The 16758-nt window shown below is 44.5% G+C and carries 9 protein-coding genes, 2 rRNA genes and 3 riboswitches; all 11 genes read left to right on the forward strand.

All coding sequences use genetic code 11. The features are described from left to right. Nucleotides 1–23: 23 nt before the first annotated feature. Nucleotides 24–488: a hypothetical protein gene (locus MKY19_RS03140; protein WP_339268624.1), complete on the forward strand. Its 465-nt coding sequence runs from the start codon at nt 24–26 to the stop codon at nt 486–488. 187 nt (nt 489–675) lie between these two features. Beyond that, nucleotides 676–775: riboswitch (purine riboswitch) on the forward strand. Between the two features lie 124 nt (nt 776–899). After that, on the forward strand, nt 900–2300 hold the full coding sequence (locus tag MKY19_RS03145; RefSeq protein ID WP_042184716.1) for an NCS2 family permease: 1401 nt from the start codon (nt 900–902) through the stop codon (nt 2298–2300). Between the two features lie 155 nt (nt 2301–2455). Beyond that, on the forward strand, nt 2456–4435 hold the full coding sequence (locus MKY19_RS03150) for a hypothetical protein (RefSeq protein ID WP_339268626.1): 1980 nt from the start codon (nt 2456–2458) through the stop codon (nt 4433–4435). Then, nucleotides 4432–6480, forward strand: coding sequence for a glycosyltransferase 87 family protein (locus MKY19_RS03155; RefSeq protein WP_339268628.1), 2049 nt, complete (start codon nt 4432–4434; stop codon nt 6478–6480). The genes MKY19_RS03150 and MKY19_RS03155 overlap by 4 nt, the downstream gene beginning before the upstream one ends. After that, nucleotides 6477–8255, forward strand: coding sequence for a phospholipid carrier-dependent glycosyltransferase (locus MKY19_RS03160; RefSeq protein ID WP_339800218.1), 1779 nt, complete (start codon nt 6477–6479; stop codon nt 8253–8255). The genes MKY19_RS03155 and MKY19_RS03160 overlap by 4 nt, the downstream gene beginning before the upstream one ends. A gap of 100 nt (nt 8256–8355) precedes the next feature. Next, nucleotides 8356–9336, forward strand: coding sequence for a glycosyltransferase family 2 protein (locus tag MKY19_RS03165; protein ID WP_076285851.1), 981 nt, complete (start codon nt 8356–8358; stop codon nt 9334–9336). Next, on the forward strand, nt 9326–9730 hold the full coding sequence (locus MKY19_RS03170; protein ID WP_339800222.1) for a GtrA family protein: 405 nt from the start codon (nt 9326–9328) through the stop codon (nt 9728–9730). The genes MKY19_RS03165 and MKY19_RS03170 overlap by 11 nt, the downstream gene beginning before the upstream one ends. Nucleotides 9731–9764: 34 nt before the next feature. Continuing rightward, nucleotides 9765–10415, forward strand: a complete 651-nt coding sequence (locus MKY19_RS03175) for a class D sortase (RefSeq protein WP_339800225.1) — start codon at nt 9765–9767, stop codon at nt 10413–10415. A 125-nt stretch (nt 10416–10540) separates the two neighbouring features. After that, a riboswitch (cyclic di-GMP riboswitch) is annotated at nt 10541–10621 on the forward strand. A gap of 108 nt (nt 10622–10729) precedes the next feature. Further along, nucleotides 10730–10810: riboswitch (cyclic di-GMP riboswitch) on the forward strand. Between the two features lie 13 nt (nt 10811–10823). Continuing rightward, the gene (locus MKY19_RS03180) at nt 10824–11633 is read left to right on the forward strand and encodes a transglutaminase-like domain-containing protein (RefSeq protein WP_081383096.1); all 810 of its coding nucleotides are present in this window, start codon (nt 10824–10826) and stop codon (nt 11631–11633) included. Between the two features lie 371 nt (nt 11634–12004). After that, nucleotides 12005–13562 (forward strand): 16S ribosomal RNA (locus MKY19_RS03185). 258 nt (nt 13563–13820) lie between these two features. After that, nucleotides 13821–16749: ribosomal RNA gene (locus MKY19_RS03190) — 23S ribosomal RNA — on the forward strand. Together the 16S and 23S rRNA genes form the textbook arrangement of a ribosomal RNA operon. Nucleotides 16750–16758: the final 9 nt, after the last annotated feature.

The following is a 16758-nucleotide window of genomic DNA, read 5'->3' on the forward strand; positions in this document are numbered from 1 at the left end:
ATCTATCATAGGGAGAAATTAACATGGGATTTTCTCTTCTCGGCACACTAATGGCATTAATCCTTCTTGTCCCAAGTTTGCTAATGATTAAGTTTCCACCTGAAAATGTACCTTCGGGTTTGCGAGATGCAGGACCAATCTATACCTTCTTGGAGAGAGCAGGACAATTGGGTTGTATAGGTATTCTTGCGATGTCACAGGATAACTTTCAACAGGTAAAGCTTGGCGTAATTGCTGTCTTTATTGTCTTGTTTATTGCTATTTATTATGGTCTATGGGTTCGATATATAGTTAAGGGGCAGCAATTTAAATTATTATGGGACCCTTTAGTTTTTATTCCGATCCCGATGGCAGTTCTTCCAGTATGTGCATTCGGATTGGCAGCGATTTGGGGAAAATCTATTTGGCTGAGTATTGCAGTAGTTTGTTTAGCGATAGGACATTTAGCTAATTCTTGGCATAGTTATAAGTACACTAAAGATCAATAACTAGAAACATAGTGAAATATACCCATATATAAAGTGATTGGATAGTTAATAAGCTGCATTGCAAGAACGAATTTGACAGTAGATACAAGCATGAAAATGTATGATTTACGAACAATGGAAAAAATAAAGTCGAAAATGTTCGCTTTTTATCATTGACAACTTATATGATGTCCACCTAAAATGATAGAGCACAACAACATAATTCTTTCGTATATTTCCGGGAATTGGCCTGGAAGTTTCTACGAGGTCACCGTAATGACCTGGCTACGATTAAGAAGAGCAGAGCAACCCCGCATTGTCCTTAATTTAGGACTATGGTCATGGGGGACTACTCTTTTTTTCGAGCCGGTGTCTAACAGATACCGGCTTTTTGTTGCTGTCAGACACAACATACCTTAGGGGGAGAACAATTTGAATCGGTTTTTCAAGTTGAAAGAGAACGGCACCACAGTTCGTACAGAAATCATGGCGGGCTTGACCACGTTCATGGCAATGGCTTACATCTTGTCGGTTAATCCGAGTACTTTAACAGCATTTGGCCGTATTGATATGGGCTGGTACTCTGTATTTCTAGCGACGGCGCTGGCAGCAGGTATTTTCACTATCGCAATGGGCGTGTTCATAAACTTTCCAGTGGCATTGGCACCTGGTATGGGACTTAACGCATATTTTGCTTCCGTAATTCTATCTTCCGCCACATCAGAGCATCCATTCACTTGGCAAATGGGTCTGACAGCCGTATTTATTTCCGGTTTGATCTTTATCTTGCTGACTGTAACTCGAGTTCGACAGATCTTACTAACTGCAATTCCTGACAGCTTGAAACATGCGATTACAGTAGGTATCGGGATGTTCATTACGATCCTTGGTCTTAAGAATAGTGGACTCATGACGATTGGTGTTGAAGCCGGTAAAGACATTCCTGCTAACACTTTCACAGATGTCCTTTCCTTTGAAACTATCATTCACATGGGTAGCCTAGAGAATTCCAATGTCCAATTGGTAATTATCGGACTTCTTCTAATCTCTATCCTGATGGTATTGAACGTTAAAGGTGCGATTTTATTCGGTATCTTGGGAACAACTGTCGCTGGTATGTTGATGGGCGTAGTTGATTTCAGCGCATTGTCCAGTCCGGCAACGCCTTGGGTTCCTGATTTCACACAATTGAACTTCTTCCAATTTGACTGGGATGGTATCCTGCACACAGGTATTGTTTCAGCGATTGCAACCTTCACATTTGTAGAGTTGTTTGATACATTTGGTACACTTGTAGGTACGGCTCAACGCGCTGGTATTATGGATAACCCTGAAGAAGGTAATAGACGTGTAGGTAATGCAATGTTTGTCGATGCAGTTGCTGTAGCAGGTGGTGCGGCACTGGGTACTTCGACTACTACTGCTTTTGTAGAAAGCGCGGCAGGTGTTGCTGAAGGTGGACGTACAGGTCTTACAGCTGTAACAACTGGCGTATGTTTCTTGCTTGCATTGTTCCTTGCTCCAGTGGTTGCTCTTATTCCTGGATCTGCTACAGCCGCAGCATTGATCGTCGTAGGTGTGCTGATGGCACAATCAATCCGTCAAATCGATTTTCAAGATATGGTTGTTGCGATTCCAGCGTTCCTAACTCTTGTTATCATGCCTTTCACTTATAATATCGCTAACGGTATTTCCTTTGGTATCGTAACTTATGTAATCCTTGCTTCTGTTGCTAACCTTGCGGGTAAGAAGAAATACGATATTCACTGGATGATGTGGGTACTTGCGATTCTGATCGTTCTCCGTTATGTATTCCTTGGTAGCGAGGGCTAACATATATACAGTATTTCTGAAATTCATCTCGGGCTCCTTCATTACTGAAGGGGCCGTTTTTTTTATTTTGGATAATGTATTCTCCTACTTAACTTGTTGGATGTTCTTCCTTTCCATCATCCAATATTTAGATTATATTGTTGAAGAGGTGATGAATGTTGTCCACAAGATTTAGCAATTGGTCTTCTTATTTTAAAGGTAATCCTTGGCCTCTCTTATTGTTTTTGCTGGGGGCTGTGATTCGCATTTTTTACTTTGGTTCGATTCCAGGTGGCTTGAATCAGGATGAGGCATCTATAGGTTATGATGCTTACGCTATTCTTCATTATGGAATAGACCGCAATGGTATTCATTTACCTATTCACCTCATTGCTTGGGGAAGCGGACAGAATGCACTTTATGCTTACTTATCAATGCCTTTCATATTATTGTTCGGACTCACTCCAATGTCTGTACGTGCTGTTAGTTTAATCATGGGTCTACTGGGTATGCTCGTATTCTATCTTCTTTCCAAAGAGCTATTTACTTCCAGAACTGCTGGTATTGTGGCGATGTTTTTTATCGCAATTAATCCTTGGCATATTATGATGTCAAGATGGGCACTGGAATCTAATTTATTTCCCACCCTGATTCTGTTCTCCGTTTATATGTTACTTAAATCATTTCATATTCCGAAGTGGTCTTATGGATTTACAATTATGCTTGCCCTTTCACTTTATGCTTATGGAACATCCTATTTTTTTGTGCCGATATTTGCTTTAGGTGCTGGAATTCTTCTATTCTATACAAGAGCGCTAAAGCTTCGGACCATTCTATGGAACTGTGCTCTGTTTATATTAATGTCACTTCCAATCTTCCTATTTATTATGATCAATCGATTGTCGCTAGAGGGGATTTTGACCCCATTGTTCTCAATTCCGAGATTGACAACACCGCGTGTGGAACAGGTAACTTCTATATTCGGAGGGCAACTATTACATACAGCATTAAGCAATTTCCGGGAATTTTTGAAGATATTAATTAGCGGATCTGATGGTTTGCCTTGGAATTCGATTTCACCTTATGGATACGCGTATCCTATTGCGTTACCCTTTGTACTTATAGGACTTATATTTATGTTAACGACAATACGGAACCGTGGTCGTGAGCGGACGGGACTGCTCGTTATTTTACTTTGGTTGTTTGTTTCCGTTTTGATGACCTTTGTTACGAACGTAAACATTAATCGGATGAATGTAATTTTCTATCCAATCATTTTGCTGATTGTTGCAGGGTTTATGTGGTTAAGCAAGAAAGTAAAAGTATTAGCAATTCTGTCGGCTGTAACCTTTAGCTTATTTTTTGTTCTATTCACTACAGTTTATTTCCGCGATTATCCTAAAGAGATAGGACCGGCTTTCTATGAATCTTTCGGTGAGGCTATACAATATGCGTCTGAAGAGAGTGCTGGGAACATCTACGTGACTGATAAAGTTAATATGCCTTATATTTATGTGCTTTTTTATGAGCAGATCAATCCCCATGATTTCTTAGCAACCGTTAATTATTCTAATCCTGGAGGTGCATTTCAGCAGGTGTCTTCCTTTGGGAGATATAGATTTGGATATTCAAGCATAGTTCCGGGAGAGACAGCGACATATATCTTGTGGAATGGTGATCCCACTCCTGCTGAAAGCGAAAATTATTCGGTTAAACGTTTTGCCAACTATACTGTTGTGACCGCTAAGACTGGGGTAGTAGAGGGAATCTCGGAATTTACAAATGGAGGATTTGAAGAGGGGATATCAGGCTGGAGCTTCTCATCCGGTACGGGTGTGGCAACCAATAATCCCTATAATGGAAGTTATTTGGCCTATCTTGATCCGGGATTTGACAAAACGATTACACAATCTATCAGAATAGCAGAACCTGGAGAATATAAGCTTGGTATAATGGTTAGTGCTGGTGGAGAAGAAGGAAGGGTTGGCGTCCGAGTTAATGGCGTAGTGCGGGCGGAGGCTGAAATACCTGCTAGTGAGGTTTATCAAGAGCTTACACTTCCAATGGTATCTATCGGTCAGAATGAGCAAACTGAAATTTTTATTAAAGGCGGTAAAGGCTGGATTAATATAGACGAGGTGAGGTTGGAACGATGATCAAGAGTACACGTACGGCCGCAATGACTGTATTGATGCTGTTATTGTTTTTGCTTCCTGTAACAAGCATTTATGCAGACGGAAATCTATTGCAGAACCCTGGATTTGAGGAGGGAGGAGAGGACGCTCCTTCTAACTGGACTAAGGATATGTGGATTTCTGGAGACAACTCGGGCATACTTTCAATCCAATCGGACGAGGTTCACTCCGGTAGTAAAGCGGCAGTCATTGAGAATATCGAGCCCAATCATTTGAAATGGGTGCAGACGATTAAGGCAACGCCGGACAGCTATTATAAAATCTCTGGATGGATCAAAGTAGTAAGTACCGCAGGCGAGGGAATGGGCGCCAATATACTTGCCGTTGGAGTAGGCGGGGGTTATCCCAACGTAACGGATACGGCAGGAGAGTGGCAATATCTTGAATACATAGGCCAGACAGGACCTAAACAGAAAGAATTCGGCATAGGTGCAAGTTTGGGAGGCTACTCTAGCTTGATTCAAGGTAAAGCTTATTTTGATGATTTGTCTGTAGAAAAATTAGACGCTGCTCCCGAAGGGGCAAACGTCATTTCGCTGGATAGTGCAGCAGTTAGTCAGGATGCTGGTGGTAAAAAAGCGGATACCCCACATAAGGTATCTCCAACCAAGATGCTGCTGATCTCAGCGCTTTTCAGTGTATTTTTTGCAGTGCTTTATACCAAGGCATTCCGCAGTGAGAAGCTTATGAAGCAACCTGAGAATGTCTATTCCAAATGGCTGAGCATTGCCATCGGAATTGCCTTTATACTAAGGATTTGGATCGGTCTGACTGCTCAAGGCTATCAGAACGACATGAATACCTTTATAGCTTGGGGCCAGCGTATGGTTGATTTAGGTCCAGGCAAGTTTTATGAAGAAGGGTATTTTGCCGATTATCCTCCTGGTTATTTGTACATTTTGTACATGCTTAGTCTTATTCGCGGTGTATTTGGCTTTGCGCATGGTTCGGGTGGAGAGAATCTGCTATTCAAACTGCCAGCGATTATTTCTGATTTGGTATTGGGTTACTTCATATATCAAATGTCCCGCAAAAAACTCGGCTCAGGGATCGCTTTTGGCTTAACGCTATTATTTCTGTTTAATCCGGCGGTGCTTGTTAATTCAGCGGCGTGGGGACAAGCGGATTCGTTCTTTTTGATTTTCCTGTTGCTCAGTATCCATGGCGCTGCGAACAAAAAGTTTGTTCAATCCGCGATTTTGTTTGCATTAGCAACTTTAATTAAACCACAATCGTTAATATTCACACCGGTATTATTGTTTGCTTTCTATCATCACCGTGCTTGGAAGCAGCTTGGATTTGGAGCTTTGTATGGATTAGGGATATTCGGATTGCTCGCGGCACCATTTTTCTGGAATAACGGTGGTTTAGTTGGCCTTATTAATCTGTATAAGAGTACGTTATCTTCCTATCCCTATTCTTCTGTGAATGCATTTAATCTATATGCACTGACTGACCCGATGTGGTCATCTCTTGACCTAACTTGGTTAGGTATTACTTACCGTGTATGGGGCTTCATATTTATTTTAGTGGCAGTAGCCATAGCAACGTTTTATTCCTTCAAAAAAGATCGCTTGGATTTATCCAAATCCTACTTTATCGGTATGGCGCTCATTGTAGTAGTCTTTGTGCTTGGAACCAAAATGCATGAACGTTATATGTTCCCTGCAGTTATTCTATGTATGTTCACTTATATAGCGAGTCGGGATCGTAGGTTTTTATCCCTATTCCTTGGATTCAGCTTAACGCAGTATATCAATGTGGCTTATACGTTGACCCATCTAAATGCAGGTGTAAATCCAGGTGCAGATGGAATCGTTTTGGTCACTTCTATTGCTAACCTGTCATTATTGCTATACATGCTCTACATCGGTTACGACGTGTATGTTCGTGGGGGAGTAAAGCCTCTTCCAGCACCACCAACACCTGAAGAAAAATATGAAGAAGACCTTAAAGTCGTCGAGCAAATAAGACCGCACCAGAAGGGAGGGAGACTTAAGCGATGAAGTTTAAGCGTATAGATTGGATATGTATTCTTGCCATTACTGCCGTTTACGCGGCAATTGCTTTATATAATTTAGGTTCTACTAAATCTCCAGAGACCTTGTGGGAGCCAGCTGCCAGCGGTGAAAGCTTCTATGTAGATCTAGGACAGAGTAAACAATTGGAACGCGTGAATATCTTCGGTGGCGTAGGTACCGGGAAGTTTAAGCTCGAATTCAGTGAATCCCCTGAGGTCTGGAGTAGTCCGCTGGATGTAAGCGAGGATGTTGGGAATGTCTTCATCTGGAAAAGCCAACCTCTGAACGTTGCAGCAAGATACGTGAAGTTTACAGTCACCTCTCCAGGATTCACTTTAAATGAAATGGCCTTCTATGAGCAGGGAGGCGAAAGAGTACCTCTTCCTATAGCCGGTGTTACACCGGATGTTAGTGCAGTCGCTAAAAGAGGAGAGCCTGCCAATCTTTTTGACGAGCAGTCACTCATCCCTGAATATTCTAACTTTATGAATAGCACTTATTTTGACGAGATCTACCATGCACGGACAGCTTATGAATATACACACGGGATTGTGCCTTATGAGAACACGCATCCACCACTAGGCAAGCTATTGATCGCAGTAGGGATGGAACTGTTCGGAGTCAATCCATTCGGTTGGCGTATTATTGGAACATTGTTCGGGATTGCCATGCTGCCTCTCATTTATGTGATGGCACTGCGTCTGTTTAAAAAGAGTAAATACGCAGCACTTGCGGCAGGATTGTTCGCACTGGACTTCATGCATTTCACGCAAACAAGAATCTCTACGATCGATGTATACGGAGTATTCTTCATCATGTTAATGTTTTATTTCATGCAGCGATATTACACTATGAATTTCTTCAGGCAACCCTTAAGAAAAACGCTAATTCCGTTGTTCTGGTCCGGGCTATTCTTCGGAATTGGTGTCGCCTCCAAGTGGATTGTACTGTACGGAGGAGCCGGGCTGGCGATTATGCTAGCTATCTCTCTTTTCGAGCGTTACAGAGAATACCAAGCTTCGGGGCGGTTGCTCGCGGAAGGGAAGATCAAAGACAAGGAACTGTTAGGTACCTGTCGTGAAGCTGTAAATTCGTTCTGGAAGAATACCATCATTACTTTAGCTAGTTGTGTTGCGTTCTTTGTAATCATTCCGGTCATTATTTATAGTTTATCTTTTGTTCCGGGTTTATCTGCATCAGCAGAGGGCTTTACTATTAAAGGTTTGATTGATTCTCAAAAGAACATGTACAACTATCACAGTCAGCTTGTAGCTACACATCCTTTTGCTTCCTCCTGGTGGCAATGGCCGTTTATGAAGAGACCCGTCTGGTTCTTCAGTGGCAGTGAGGGATTGCCGCAAGGTCAGGTCAGCAGTATAGTGACTATGGGGAATCCGCTTATCTGGTGGACGGGGATTTTCGCAATGCTGGCAACACTGTGGATTACACTGAAACGCAAAGATAAGACCCTTTATATGATCTGGATCGCCTTTTTCTCACAATATGTTCCGTGGATGCTTGTCCCAAGGGAAACCTTTATCTACCATTATTTTGCTATGGTGCCTTTTATGATTCTTGGTATTGTATATATAATGAAGTTGCTAGATAGCAAATATCCTGAGGCTCGTTATGTTAGTTATGTCTATGTGGCTGTTGCTTTACTGCTCTTTGTCGCGTTCTACCCTGTCCTGTCAGGGATGCAGGTAAGCGGAGATTATGTGAAGAATATGCTGCGTTGGTTCCCATCTTGGGTTTTCTAAGATTTTTTTAAAATATCTATAACAATAAGTTTATGCTTACAGCGTTATTATGAAGTACAGAAAGATGTAACGCTCCATAAAGCTTTTAGGAGGAATAAAGGTGAAAGCCAGATATAGTGTAATTGTACCCATGTTCAATGAGGAGCAAGTAATTAGCGTTACTTACGAACGTTTGAAAAAAGTAATGGACGAATGCGGCGATACTTATGAGCTAGTCTTCGTTAATGACGGAAGTCGTGATCGTTCGGCCCAGATGATTCGGGAGATCAGTGATCGGGATGAATGCGTCAAGCTAATTGACTTCTCGCGTAATTTCGGACATCAGGTAGCGATTACAGCTGGCATGGACTATGCCGAAGGTCAAGCGGTTGTTGTTATTGACGCTGACCTTCAAGATCCACCGGAGGTCATTTTGCAAATGATCGAGAAGTGGAAAGAGGGTTATGACGTTGTTTATGCGAAGCGGCTGAAGCGCCGTGGAGAAACGATGTTCAAAAAGGTAACGGCCAAGATCTTTTATCGATTGCTCAGCAGCATGACAAGTGTAGACATTCCCACGGACACAGGTGATTTTCGTCTTATTGATCGTAAGGTATGTGATGTCTTGCGAGGTCTCAAGGAAAAAAACCGGTATGTCAGAGGTTTAGTGAGCTGGGTCGGCTTCAAGCAGACGATGGTGGAATATGAGCGGGAAGAACGATTTGCAGGAGAAACTAAGTATCCTCTTAAGAAAATGATTCGTTTTGCGCTGGATGGGATCACTTCCTTTTCGCATAAGCCACTTAAGATTGCTACGTATGTCGGATTCTTTCTTTCCTTCTCCAGCTTTCTCTATTTATTCTTCGTATTGTTTCAAAGAATCTTTTTCACCTCATGGACGGTTCCAGGTTGGGCTTCCATTGTAGGGGTCAATTTGCTCTTTAACGGTATCGTTCTGATGCTGTTAGGTGTAATCGGTGAGTATATTGGACGGATTTATGACGAGTCTAAGGATAGACCGTTGTATATTGTCAGTGAGACCATAGGATATCGTAACGAAGAAGAAGTGGATCGCCGGAAGGATTACAAAGATGTCAGATAAGAACTTTCGGACTGCTTTCATACAGTTTCTCAAATTTAATGCTGTAGGTCTGGTAAATACCCTCATTGATTTCGTAATCTTTACATTACTGAACTCACTTGGGATGGTATATGCGTTGGCACAGGTGATTTCTTATAGTGCAGGGACAGCGAACAGCTTTATTTTGAATAAAAAAGTAACCTTCAAGGATCGTGACCGTGGCAATAATAAGGGTTTTGATAAGACGCAGTTGCTGAAGTTTATCGTACTGAATCTGGTAGTACTCGGAATATCGCTGTTGCTAATGCATCTGTTGACTGACAAACTAGGCATTCAAGTGTTGATCTCTAAGGTATTAGTAACGTTTGTGACGGTGATTATTAACTTCTTCGGAAGTCGTAAATGGGTATTCTAAAGTTCAGTAGAACCAATCTACGGAGGTGAAAATCATGCGTAAATTCTCGTATGTGCTCATACTGGCGGGGATCCTTATCATGCTCTATCCAAAAGCTAACGAATGGTATAACGACTGGCAGCAGGATAAGCTATTAGAATCAGCTGAACTGAGCACCAGTGAAAGTACTCCACCACCTGATCTAAAGAGCAGATATGCCGAGGTCACTCAGCTACTAGCGGAGGAATCAGCTTTAGATGCACAAGCACAGCCGCAAGAAACAGAAAAGCCGGAACCGGAAATTGAAATGGGTGGCAAAGTTATCGCATTAATTGAGATCGATAAGATCGATCTGAAGCTACCTGTATTAGAAGGGGCTACTAAAGCGAATATGAAGCATGCTGCGGCCCATATGAAAGAAACAACTCCAATAGGAGAAATAGGGAACGCCGCAATAGCTGCACATAGAGCTAGAACTACGGGCAGATTGTTTAACAGGCTGAATGAGGTTGTGATTGGGGATACGATTACGGTAAAGACTAGCGATCAGACTTATAATTACGAGGTTTATGATATTTCTGTTGTACTTCCTAGTGATGTGTCTGTTCTAGACGGGAATAACAAAGATAAAATTCTTACTCTAATTACGTGTGACCCACTAGTAGATCCTACACATCGTTTGATTGTTCATGCCAAGCTTTCCTAATCGTTGACGAGAAATAACAAGAAAACTCAAATACAGAGAAATAACTATAAAATAATAGTAAATCTAGCAATTTTGTTCTTGTTTACGAGGATAAATATGGTAGTATAAGAACTATAAAAGCTAAACACGATAAACGGCAAACCTATCGAAAGGTAGGGACGCAAAGCTAAAGGGCCTTCCCGTAAGGATGGCAGCCAGTTACCGAATGAAGAGGCTTTTTTTGTTTTTATAAAATATATAAGAATCTTAGATTCATATTTCTACTTGGACTGATTCTGTTAATTTGTCTAGTGAAATTAGAACAGATAGAGCTTATACGATAACGGCAAACCTATCGAAAGGTAGGGACGCAAAGCTAAAGGGCCTTCCCGAAAGGATGGCAGCCAGCTACCGAAAGGGGTTTTATCCGTGAAAAAGGTTTATTTTATGATGGTGGCGCTGTTCGTACTGATTACTGCGGTTCCGGTAAGCACAGCTCAAGCCGCAAGTGTAGATGCAAGCTGGTTGATTACATCGAAAGTGGCTCAAGGTGTTATTGGAATTAACTATGATATTCCGAAAGATAAAAGAATCAAACTCATGATCACTAAAGACAACAGCAGCTATACATATAACTTATATGCTTCTGGACAAGCTGAGGACTTCCCTTTACAACAAGGTAATGGTACTTATAAGGTTTCTGTTCTTGAGAACACAACCGGCAATAAATACAAAGCGTTATATTCCGAAGTAGTAGACGTAACCATGAGTGACTCGAATTCCGTATATTTGGGCTCCGTACAGAATGTGAAATGGAGTTCTTCTGATAAAGCGATCCTTAAGGCAAAAGAGCTTACAAAAGGCAAAACAACAGATGAAGAGAAAGTTAAGGCAATCTATAACTATGTAGTTGCTAATGTACAATACGATTATTCTCTTGCTAATAACGTAACAACAGATTACATTCCGAACATTAACAACACTTTGAATACTAAAAAAGGAATCTGCTATGACTATGCTTCTCTTTTTGCCGCAATGCTGCGTAGTGTAGATGTGCCTGCTAAATTGGTGATGGGGAATACTAGCTACGTTACGCAATACCATGCATGGAATGAAGTGTTGATGGATGGGAAATGGGTTACTATTGATACAACGGTAGATGCATCGTCAGCGAAGAGTAAGAAGAATACGGATTTTATTAAGGCTTCAAGTAAGTATACTGCAGCAAAATACTATTAATTTGCATCGCTAGATTCATAACTCTATTAAATAAACAACCAGCTTAATTATTAAGCTAGTTGTTTATTTTTCTATTAGGGGTTGCTTTTCTATGAATAGATAGGTTATTATAGTTAAGCGTTGTTAGACAGCGTACAGGCAATGTTTGAGAGAGTTATATAAACGGCTTTCGAAAAATAAAGCTTGCATTACTGAGAACAACATGATATATTATAAGAGTTGCTGCTGAGACATTAAACGGCGCCAACGAGAACTTGATCTTTGAAAACTGAACAACGAGTGAGTGGGAAATCACGAAAGTGAAATCCGAAATTAGAGAATTAATTTTCTCGTCAGATGTTTCAAAATGAGCATATCGCTCTTTTCAATACTAATTGGAGAGTTTGATCCTGGCTCAGGACGAACGCTGGCGGCGTGCCTAATACATGCAAGTCGAGCGGAGTTATTTTGAAAGCTTGCTTTCAAAATAACTTAGCGGCGGACGGGTGAGTAACACGTAGGCAACCTGCCCCTTAGACTGGGATAACTACCGGAAACGGTAGCTAATACCGGATAATTTCTTTTTTTTCCTGAAGAAAGAATGAAAGACGGAGCAATCTGTCACTGAGGGATGGGCCTGCGGCGCATTAGCTAGTTGGTGGGGTAATGGCCCACCAAGGCGACGATGCGTAGCCGACCTGAGAGGGTGAACGGCCACACTGGGACTGAGACACGGCCCAGACTCCTACGGGAGGCAGCAGTAGGGAATCTTCCGCAATGGACGAAAGTCTGACGGAGCAACGCCGCGTGAGTGATGAAGGTTTTCGGATCGTAAAGCTCTGTTGCCAGGGAAGAACGTCCGGTAGAGTAACTGCTATCGGAGTGACGGTACCTGAGAAGAAAGCCCCGGCTAACTACGTGCCAGCAGCCGCGGTAATACGTAGGGGGCAAGCGTTGTCCGGAATTATTGGGCGTAAAGCGCGCGCAGGCGGTCATTTAAGTCTGGTGTTTAAACCTTGGGCTCAACCTGAGGTCGCACTGGAAACTGGGTGACTTGAGTACAGAAGAGGAAAGTGGAATTCCACGTGTAGCGGTGAAATGCGTAGATATGTGGAGGAACACCAGTGGCGAAGGCGACTTTCTGGGCTGTAACTGACGCTGAGGCGCGAAAGCGTGGGGAGCAAACAGGATTAGATACCCTGGTAGTCCACGCCGTAAACGATGAGTGCTAGGTGTTAGGGGTTTCGATACCCTTGGTGCCGAAGTTAACACAGTAAGCACTCCGCCTGGGGAGTACGGTCGCAAGACTGAAACTCAAAGGAATTGACGGGGACCCGCACAAGCAGTGGAGTATGTGGTTTAATTCGAAGCAACGCGAAGAACCTTACCAGGTCTTGACATCCCTCTGAATCCACTAGAGATAGTGGCGGCCTTCGGGACAGAGGAGACAGGTGGTGCATGGTTGTCGTCAGCTCGTGTCGTGAGATGTTGGGTTAAGTCCCGCAACGAGCGCAACCCTTAACTTTAGTTGCCAGCAAGTAATGTTGGGCACTCTAGAGTGACTGCCGGTGACAAACCGGAGGAAGGTGGGGATGACGTCAAATCATCATGCCCCTTATGACCTGGGCTACACACGTACTACAATGGCCGGTACAACGGGAAGCGAAACCGCGAGGTGAAGCCAATCCCATCAAAGCCGGTCTCAGTTCGGATTGCAGGCTGCAACTCGCCTGCATGAAGTCGGAATTGCTAGTAATCGCGGATCAGCATGCCGCGGTGAATACGTTCCCGGGTCTTGTACACACCGCCCGTCACACCACGAGAGTTTACAACACCCGAAGTCGGTGGGGTAACCCGCAAGGGAGCCAGCCGCCGAAGGTGGGGTAGATGATTGGGGTGAAGTCGTAACAAGGTAGCCGTATCGGAAGGTGCGGCTGGATCACCTCCTTTCTATGGAGAATCGTCTTCTGCAATGAAGACATTCAAATCGGAAGTTAAACTTCCAAATCTCAGGTTTAGGCCTGTTACTCACTCGTTGCTCAGTTTTGAGAGTTTAAGCTCTCAGTAAGACTTGATCCTTGAAAACTGGATACCGAAACGAATTTGCGTTTTAGAACATCTTTTAGCAACTTGTGCAAACAAGTAAATGTTATTAGTGAGATGATTCCAAGAGAGATATCGTATGATATTTTCCTGCGGAAAAATCAAGGTTAAGCTAATAAGAGCACACGGAGGATGCCTAGGCGCCAGGAGCCGACGAAGGACGTGGCGAACAACGAAACTGCCTCGGGGAGCTGTAAGCAAGCTTTGATCCGGGGGTGTCCGAATGGGGAAACCCAGCTGTGGTAATTCGCAGTTACTCATCTCTGAACACATAGGAGATGTAGAGGCAGACCAGGGGAACTGAAACATCTAAGTACCCTGAGGAAGAGAAAACAATAGTGATTCCGTCAGTAGCGGCGAGCGAACGCGGAACAGCCTAAACCTAAGAGCTTGCTCTTAGGGGTTGTGGGACGTCTCACATGGAGTTACAAAGGAATATGGTAGGCGAAGAGGTCTGGAAAGGCCCGCGATAGAGGTAAAAGCCCTGTAACCTAAACTGTGTTCTCTCCGAGACGGATCCCGAGTAGTGCGGGGCACGTGAAACCCCGTATGAATCCAGCAGGACCATCTGCTAAGGCTAAATACTACCTGGCGACCGATAGTGAAACAGTACCGTGAGGGAAAGGTGAAAAGCACCCCGGAAGGGGAGTGAAATAGAACCTGAAACCGTGTGCTTACAAAAAGTCAGAGCCCTATCTATGGGTGATGGCGTGCCTTTTGTAGAATGAACCGGCGAGTTACGTTTAACATGCAAGGTTAAGTCGAGAAGACGGAGCCGCAGCGAAAGCGAGTCTGAATAGGGCGATTTAGTATGTGGACGTAGACCCGAAACCGTGTGATCTACCCCTGTCCAGGGTGAAGGTGCGGTAACACGCACTGGAGGCCCGAACCCACGCATGTTGAAAAATGCGGGGATGAGGTGGGGGTAGCGGAGAAATTCCAATCGAACTCGGAGATAGCTGGTTCTCCCCGAAATAGCTTTAGGGCTAGCCTCGGTATAAGAGTAGTGGAGGTAGAGCACTGATTGGGTGCGGGGTCCGCAAGGATTACCAAGCTCAGTCAAACTCCGAATGCCATATACTTATTGCCGGGAGTCAGACAGTGAGTGCTAAGATCCATTGTCAAAAGGGAAACAGCCCAGACCATCAGCTAAGGTCCCCAAGTGTGTGTTAAGTGGGAAAGGATGTGGAGTTGCACAGACAACCAGGATGTTGGCTTAGAAGCAGCCACCATTGAAAGAGTGCGTAATAGCTCACTGGTCGAGTGACTCTGCGCCGAAAATGTAACGGGGCTAAACACACCACCGAAGCTATGGCTAGATACGTATGTATCTGGGGTAGGGGAGCGTTGTATGTGGGTTGAAGGTGTACCGTAAGGAGCGCTGGACAGCATACAAGTGAGAATGCCGGTATGAGTAACGAAAAGATCAGTGAGAATCTGATCCGCCGAAAGCCCAAGGTTTCCTGAGGAAGGCTCGTCCGCTCAGGGTAAGTCGGGACCTAAGGCGAGGCCGAAAGGCGTAGTCGAAGGACAACAGTTTGAAATTACTGTACCACCGTAATCCGCTATGAGCGATGGGGTGACGCAGGAGGGTAGTGACGCGGACTGATGGATATGTCCGTCTAAGCAGTGAGGCTGATGTGTAGGCAAATCCGCACATCGTTAAGGCTGGGCTGTGATGGGGAGCGAAAATTACAGTAGCGAAGGTCATGATCTCACACTGCCAAGAAAAGCCTCTAGCCAGGAGAAGGTGCCCGTACCGCAAACCGACACAGGTAGGCGAGAAGAGAATTCTAAGGCGCGCGGAAGAACTCTCGTTAAGGAACTCGGCAAAATGACCCCGTAACTTCGGGAGAAGGGGTGCCCCGGTAGTGTGAATAGCACGAGGGGGCCGCAGTGAAAAGGCCCAAGCGACTGTTTAGCAAAAACACAGGTCTGTGCGAAGCCGCAAGGCGAAGTATACGGGCTGACGCCTGCCCGGTGCTGGAAGGTTAAGGGGAGTGGTTAGGGGTAACCCGAAGCTATGAACCGAAGCCCCAGTAAACGGCGGCCGTAACTATAACGGTCCTAAGGTAGCGAAATTCCTTGTCAGGTAAATTCTGACCCGCACGAATGGCGTAACGACTTGGGCGCTGTCTCAACGAGAGATCCGGTGAAATTTTAATACCTGTGAAGATGCAGGTTACCCGCGACAAGACGGAAAGACCCCATGGAGCTTTACTGCAGCTTGATATTGAATTTGGGTACGATCTGTACAGGATAGGTGGGAGCCGTAGAAATCGGAGCGCAAGCTTCGGTGGAGGCGCCGTTGGGATACCACCCTGATCGTATCTAGGTTCTAACCTAGTACCCTAATCGGGTACGGGGACCGTGTCAGGCGGGCAGTTTGACTGGGGCGGTCGCCTCCTAAAGAGTAACGGAGGCGTTCCAAGGTTCCCTCAGAATGGTTGGAAATCATTCGAAGAGTGCAAAGGCATAAGGGAGCTTGACTGCGAGACCTACAAGTCGAGCAGGGACGAAAGTCGGACTTAGTGATCCGGTGGTACCGCATGGAAGGGCCATCGCTCAACGGATAAAAGCTACCCTGGGGATAACAGGCTTATCTCCCCCAAGAGTCCACATCGACGGGGAGGTTTGGCACCTCGATGTCGGCTCATCGCATCCTGGGGCTGAAGTAGGTCCCAAGGGTTGGGCTGTTCGCCCATTAAAGCGGTACGCGAGCTGGGTTCAGAACGTCGTGAGACAGTTCGGTCCCTATCTGTCGTGGGCGCAGGAAATTTGAGAGGAGCTGTCCTTAGTACGAGAGGACCGGGATGGACGTACCGCTGGTGCACCAGTTGTTTCGCCAGAAGCATGGCTGGGTAGCTACGTACGGACGGGATAAGCGCTGAAAGCATCTAAGCGTGAAGCCCCCCTCAAGATGAGATTTCCCAATTAGTAAGACCCCTTGAAGACGACGAGGTAGATAGGTTGGAGGTGGAAGTGCAGTAATGCATGGAGCTGACCAATACTAATCGGTCGAGGGCTTATCCTATACTTAAAA

Origin of the sequence: Paenibacillus sp. FSL R5-0744, from assembly GCF_037972555.1 — a bacterium.
Classification (GTDB): Bacteria; Bacillota; Bacilli; order Paenibacillales; family Paenibacillaceae; genus Paenibacillus_AQ.